Source organism: Streptomyces sp. NPDC028314 (assembly GCF_055565795.1).
Genome location: NZ_JBVHTP010000012.1, coordinates 270,497 through 276,496 on the forward strand (window position 1 = coordinate 270,497; position 6,000 = coordinate 276,496).

The 6,000-nt window shown below is 71.5% G+C and carries 6 protein-coding genes; 4 read left to right on the forward strand and 2 right to left on the reverse strand.

The genetic code is table 11. From position 1 onward, the window contains the following. Positions 1 to 139: 139 nt before the first annotated feature. The 3 genes from ACZ4TG_RS27225 to ACZ4TG_RS27235 are packed head-to-tail and all read left to right on the forward strand — an operon-like array spanning position 140 to position 3,573. Positions 140 to 1,162 carry a carbohydrate ABC transporter permease gene (locus ACZ4TG_RS27225; RefSeq protein WP_468167285.1) on the forward strand — a complete coding sequence of 341 codons (1,023 nt, stop codon included), beginning with the start codon at positions 140 to 142 and terminating at the stop codon, positions 1,160 to 1,162. Between the two features lie 59 nt (positions 1,163 to 1,221). Further along, a complete protein-coding gene (locus ACZ4TG_RS27230) occupies positions 1,222 to 2,058 on the forward strand; it encodes a carbohydrate ABC transporter permease (RefSeq protein WP_468167318.1) in 837 nt (278 codons plus the stop codon). A 6-nt stretch (positions 2,059 to 2,064) separates the two neighbouring features. Continuing rightward, positions 2,065 to 3,573: a glycoside hydrolase family 3 protein gene (locus ACZ4TG_RS27235; protein WP_468167287.1), complete on the forward strand. Its 1,509-nt coding sequence runs from the start codon at positions 2,065 to 2,067 to the stop codon at positions 3,571 to 3,573. A 183-nt stretch (positions 3,574 to 3,756) separates the two neighbouring features. Here the strand turns inward: ACZ4TG_RS27235 and nagB are convergent, their stop codons facing one another. Both nagB and ACZ4TG_RS27245 read right to left on the reverse strand, forming a co-directional pair. Further along, complete coding sequence (gene nagB, locus ACZ4TG_RS27240) at positions 3,757 to 4,542, reverse strand: glucosamine-6-phosphate deaminase (protein WP_468167289.1); 786 nt, start codon at positions 4,540 to 4,542, stop codon at positions 3,757 to 3,759. 177 nt (positions 4,543 to 4,719) lie between these two features. Continuing rightward, positions 4,720 to 5,328 (reverse strand): SgcJ/EcaC family oxidoreductase, encoded by a 609-nt coding sequence (locus ACZ4TG_RS27245; protein ID WP_468167291.1) that lies wholly within the window; start codon positions 5,326 to 5,328, stop codon positions 4,720 to 4,722. A gap of 104 nt (positions 5,329 to 5,432) precedes the next feature. Between ACZ4TG_RS27245 and ACZ4TG_RS27250 the strand changes: the two genes are divergently transcribed. Then, positions 5,433 to 5,909 (forward strand): MarR family winged helix-turn-helix transcriptional regulator, encoded by a 477-nt coding sequence (locus ACZ4TG_RS27250; protein WP_468167293.1) that lies wholly within the window; start codon positions 5,433 to 5,435, stop codon positions 5,907 to 5,909. Positions 5,910 to 6,000: the final 91 nt, after the last annotated feature.

Here is a 6,000-nt window from a genome sequence, read left to right on the forward strand (position 1 = left end):
GGAGCACGCACCGGGGGGTGCGACAGGCGCCCTCGCGCCCGTCGCGCCCCCGGTCGCGCATTGACAGACGTATGCGCCGCCCGCCCTTAGCGGGGGAGTGGGCGCCGGTCGCCACAGTCAACCGCGAGGAAACCAAGACATGACCGTGCACTCCCAGGGAGCGGTGACCTCCGCTCCACAGGACGCACCACAGAAGTCCGCCGGGCAGCGGAAGTCCCCGCCGCCCACCGGAGCCAAGGGAACGTCCCAGTCTCCTCGCGGGGGCAGAAAGTCGCTCCCCTCAGGGTGGTTGCCGTACCTCCTGATCGGGCCGGCCGTACTCAGCCTGGCCACCCTGCTGCTGTACCCGCTGGCCAAGAACGTGATCCTGTCGTTCCAGAAGGTCGACAAGATCGAGTTCATCCAGCGCAAGGCGCCCTTCAACGGCGTCGAGAACTACACCCAGCTGCTGGGCGACTCGCACTTCTGGACCGTCGTCGTGCGGACCTTCGCCTTCACCGCGGCCAACGTCGCGCTGATCATGGTGATCGGCAGCCTCATCGGCATCCTGCTCAACCGCCTGGGCAAGTGGATGCGCCTCGTCCTGTCGATGGCGCTGGTGATGGCCTGGGCCATGCCGATCGTCGCCTCCGTGACCGTCTTCCAGTGGCTGTTCGACGAGCAGTTCGGCGTCATGAACTGGGTCATGCGCACCCTCGGCTTCTCCGGCTACGAGCAGCACAACTGGTTCGAGAGCGGCCTCTCCACCCTGACGATCGTCACGGTCCTCGTGGTCTGGGGCTCGGTGCCCTTCGTCGCCCTCAACATGTACGCCGGCCTGACCACGGTCAGCGGCGAACTGTACGAGGCCGCGCGCATGGACGGCGCCAACGGGTGGCAGACCTTCTGGCAGGTCATCTTCCCGAACCTCAAGTCGTTCTTCCTCGTCACCACCTTCCTGGAGGTGATCTGGGTCTTCAAGGCCTTCACGCAGGTCTACTCCATGAACCACGGCGGCCCCGACCGGGCCTCCGAGACCCTGCCGGTCTACGCCTTCATCGAGGGACAGAGCCAGGGGCACTACGCCCTCGCGGCCGCGATCTCCGTCCTGACGATCGTGATGCTCGTGATCGTCATGTCCTTCTACTTCCGCCTGATCCTGAAGCAGGAGGAGGAGCAGTGAGCACGACCACCGCCCCGAAGCCCGCGCCCGCCGCGCCCGCCGCGAAGCCCGCCCAGCACCTGCGCAAGCGCCGCCCGCTGCGCCCCGGAGCCGTCGCGAAGAACCTCGGCGCACTCGTACTCGCCGTCGTCTTCGTCTTCCCCGTCTACTGGATGTTCTCCTCGGCCCTCAAGCCGAACAGCGAGGTCCTCTCCAAGGACCCCGTCTTCGTCTTCACCCCGACGCTGGACAACTTCACCAAGGCCACCGGCGTCGAGCTGTTCTGGACGTACGTCGGCAACAGCTTCATCGTCACCGTCGGCGCCGTCGCGCTGGCCCTGCTCGTCGCCCTCGCCGCGAGCTTCGCCATCGCCCGCATGAAGTTCAGGGGCCGCAAGGGCCTCGTCCTCGCCGTGATGATGGCCCAGATGGCCCCCTGGGAGGTCATGGTCATCGCGATGTACATGATCGCCCGCGACAGCGAGATGCTGAACAGCCTCCCGCTGCTCACCGCGATCTACTTCGTGATGGTCCTCCCCTTCACCATCTGGACCCTGCGCGGCTTCATCGCCGCCGTCCCGGTGACGCTGGAGGAGGCGGCCCAGATCGACGGCTGCACCCGCGGCCAGGCCTTCCGCAAGGTGATCTTCCCCCTGCTGGCCCCCGGCCTGATGTCCACCTCGCTCTTCGGCTTCATCACCGCCTGGAACGAGTTCGCGATGGTCCTGATCCTGAACAAGGACAAGACCGCGCAGACCCTGCCGCTGTGGCTGACCCAGTTCCAGACGGCCTTCGGCAACGACTGGGGCGCCACGATGGCCGCGTCCTCCCTCTTCGCGGTCCCGGTCCTGGTCATCTTCATCTTCCTCCAGCGCAAGGCCGTCGGCGGCATGACCGCCGGCGCCGTGAAGGGATAACGGCCCATGACTGTCCTTGCGCACCGTACGACCGCGCCCGATCCCAACGACGCGCTGACGAGGGACGCCCTCGCGGTCCTCCAGCCCGGCTTCGAGGGCACCACCGCCCCCGCCTGGCTGCTGCGCCTGGTCGGCGAAGGCCTCACCGCCGTGGGCCTCTTCGGCCGCAACATAGCCTCGCCCGGACAGCTCGCCGCGCTGACCGCGCAGCTGCGCGCCGAGCGGGACGACGTCCTCGTCGCCATCGACGAGGAGGGCGGCGACGTCACCCGCCTTGAGGTGCGGGGCGGTTCGTCCTTCCCCGGCAACCTGGCCCTCGGCGCCGTCGACGACACCGCCCTGACCCGCGAGGTCGCCCGCGAGCTCGGCCGCCGTCTCGCCGAGTGCGGGGTCAACCTCAACTGGGCCCCGTCCGCGGACGTCAACTCCAACCCGGACAACCCGGTCATCGGCGTCCGCTCCTTCGGCGCCGACACCCGCCTCGCCGCCCGGCACACCGCCGCGTACGTCGAAGGCCTCCAGGCCGCCGGCGTGGCCGCCTGCACCAAGCACTTCCCGGGCCACGGCGACACCAACGTCGACTCGCACCACGCGCTGCCGCGCATCGACGCCGACCTCGCCACCCTGACGGCACGCGAGCTCGTACCGTTCAAGGCGGCCATCGAGGCCGGCACCAAGGCCGTGATGAGCGCGCACATCCTGGTGCCCGCCCTGGACCCCACCCGCCCGGCCACGCTCAGCCCACAGATCCTGACCGGACTGCTGCGCAAGGAGCTCGGCTACGAGGGCCTGATCGTCACCGACGGCATGGAGATGAACGCCATCGCCGGGACGTACGGGATCGAGTGCGGCTCGGTCCTGGCCATCGCGGCCGGCGCCGACGCGATCTGCGTGGGCGGCGGGCTCGCGGACGAGCAGACCGTCCTGCGGCTGCGGGACGCGCTGGTCGCGGCCGTACGGGAGGGCGCGCTTCCCGAGGAGCGGCTCGCCGACGCCGCCGCCCGGGTCCGCGCCCTGGCCGAATGGACCCGGCGCTCCCGGGCCGCCGTCACCACGCCGGGCGCACCGGAGGGGAGCGCGCCCGGCATCGGCCTGACGGCGGCCCGCCGCGCGGTGGTCGTCACGGGCGCGGCCCGGCCGGTCGCGGCCCCGTACGTCGCCACCCTCGCCCCCGTCGCGAACATCGCGGTGGGTGACGAGACCCCGTGGGGCGTCGCGGCCGAGCTGGCCGAGCTGGTCCCGGGGACCGGATCGGGCGTGTACCCCGAGGGCTGTGCGGCCGGGGACGTACTGGCGGCGGCGGGAGACCGTACGGTCGTCGCGGTGGTCCGCGACGAGCACCGGCACCCGTGGATGGCGGAGGTCCTGGACGCGCTGGTCGCGGCCCGGCCGGACACCGTGGTGGTCGAGATGGGCCTGCCGCGCGCCGAGCCGCGCGGGACGCTGCACATCGCCACGCACGGAGCATCGCGGGTCTGCGGCCGGGCGGCGGCGGAGGTCATCGCCGCCCCGTAGGCCCCGCAGGCCCTGTTGTCGCCGTGGGCCCCGTCCGGGAGACGGGTCCCGGCCGTCACGATCCGGAGCCGGGCACCCGTCACGGGGGTGTCCGGCTCCGCCGCCGTCCGGCGCGGTCGGGCCCGGACAGCGCGAAAGGCCAGGCCCCCGCGAGGCGGGGGCCTGGCCTTTCGCGGCCGTCGCCTACAGGCCCTGCCAGGAGGGCTTGTTGGCGTAGGTGTGGCGGAAGTAGTCGGCCAGCTTCAGCTTGGAGGCGGCGGCCTCGTCCACGACCACCGTGGCGTGCCGGTGCAGCTGGAGCGCGGAGGCCGGGACCAGCGCCGAGAGCGGGCCCTCGACGGTCTGCGCGACGGCCTCGGCCTTGCCCTCGCCGGTGGCCAGCAGGACCAGGTGGCGGGCGTCGAGGATGGTGCCGATGCCCTGGGTGATGACGTGGTGCGGGACCTGGTCCATGTCGTCGTCGAAGAAGCGCGCGTTGTCCACGCGGGTCTGCTCCGTCAGCGTCTTGATCCGGGTGCGGGAAGCCAGCGAGGAGCAGGGCTCGTTGAAGCCGATGTGCCCGTCCGTGCCGATGCCGAGCAGCTGGAGGTCGACGCCCCCGGCCGCGGCGAGGGCCTCGTCGTAGGCCGCGCAGGCGGCCTGGACGTCCTCGGCGGAGCCGTCCGGTCCCATGAAGGAGGACTCGCTCAGCCCGAGGGGCTCGACGACCTCGCGGAGCACGACGGCGCGGTAGGACTCCGGGTGCCCGGCCGGCAGGCCGACGTACTCGTCGAGCTGGCAGATGCGCGCCTTCGAGGCGTCGACCCGGCCCGCCTTGACCTTGGCGGCGAGGGCTTCGTAGATGGGCAGCGGGGTAGAGCCGGTCGCCACGCCGAGCAGGGCGTCGGGCTTGCGGCGGACCAGGGCGGCCATGGCCTCCGCGATGAGCTCGCCGCCTGCCTTGGCGTCCGGGACGATGACAACTTCCACGCGGGGCCTGCCGATCTGGAGTGGTGGTGTGGTATAGACCAATCTAGCAGAACCGGCCCCTGTCCGGCGGGCTGCTTCCGCTATCCATGGTGGTCCGGATCCGCGGGCGCGGCCTCCCGGGCCGGAGCCGGTCCGCCCGCGCGGGGCGCGGCGCTCCGCCCGCCCGCGCCACCGCGGTCACTTCTCCGCCTCCGGGGCCGTGTCGGGCGCGTAGAGGAAGGAGAACCGCTCCATGACGTTGCGGCGCTGGGTGTTGTGGAAGGCGGCGATGCGCCAGACGCCGTCGGTGTCGCGGACCAGCGTGTACGTCTGGACCTTGGAGAGCTCGTCGGCGGCGGGCTCGGCCCCGGTGTAGTCGTCGCCGCGACCGGTGAGGACGACGACGTCCTTGCCGAGGAAGCGCATGTCGAGGTACGAGGCGGCGAGCTTGGTGCCCTTGAGGAAGTCCTTGAAGAGCGCGCGGTGGCCTTCGGTGATGTCCGCGCGGCCCTCGTAGTGGCTGCCGATGTACGTGGTGTAGGTGCCGTCCTCGGTGAACTGGCGGCCGAACGCCTCCGCGTCGCCCTTCGCCCAGGCCGCGATGAGGGCGTCGAGGGTGGAGCAGACGGCCTCGCCGTCCGAGCGGTCCGCGCCGGCCGGGATGACCGCGGCGCAGTCCTCGGCGCCGGTGCGCCGGATCCCGGAGGTCGTGTCGAGGTAGAGGTACGCGCCGCCCGCGACGAGCGCGAGGGCGGCGGCGGTGACGAGTGCGGCGCGCTTGAGGGTCCTGGCGGTCCTGGCGTTCACGGTGGTGCCTCCCGGTCGACTGCGGCGTTGACTAGACTGGCGCAACAACTGCACGCATGCATTATCTGCACACACGCAGATATTAGGCAAGGGAAGGTGTTGTGATGGCCGAGCAGGACGAACGGCGGCTTGTCTTCCGGGACTACGTCGACGCCGTGGGGCTCCACGGCATGGCGGCCGCCGAGGCGGCGGGCCTCCAGGCCTCCGAGTGGTACGCGCTCAGCCGGATCGCCCTGGCCGGCGGCCTGACCTCGGGCGAACTCGCGGCGGGGACGGGCCTGACGACGGGCGCGACGACGCGGCTGATCGACCGGCTGGAGCGCGCGGGCTACGTACGCCGCACCACGGACCCCGCCGACCGGCGCAAGGTCGTGGTCGAGGCCGTGCCCGACGCGCTGGCGGGGGTCGAGGCGACCGTGGGCCCTGCCCGGCGGCGGATCGCGGAGGTGCTCGACGGCTACCCGCCGGAGCAGCGGGACCTGCTCTTCGACTACTTCGAGCGGGCGGCCCCGGCGTTCCGGGCGGCGACGGAGGAGATCCGGGCGGGAACGCGCGAACGCAAGGGGAGCGAGGGGCGCTAGGTGTGTTGTCCGGGGAGGTTGGTGACGCGGCTGGCGGGTGTTTGGCCTTGGATGCCGGTGTGGGGTCGGTGGTAGTTGTACCAGTCGATCC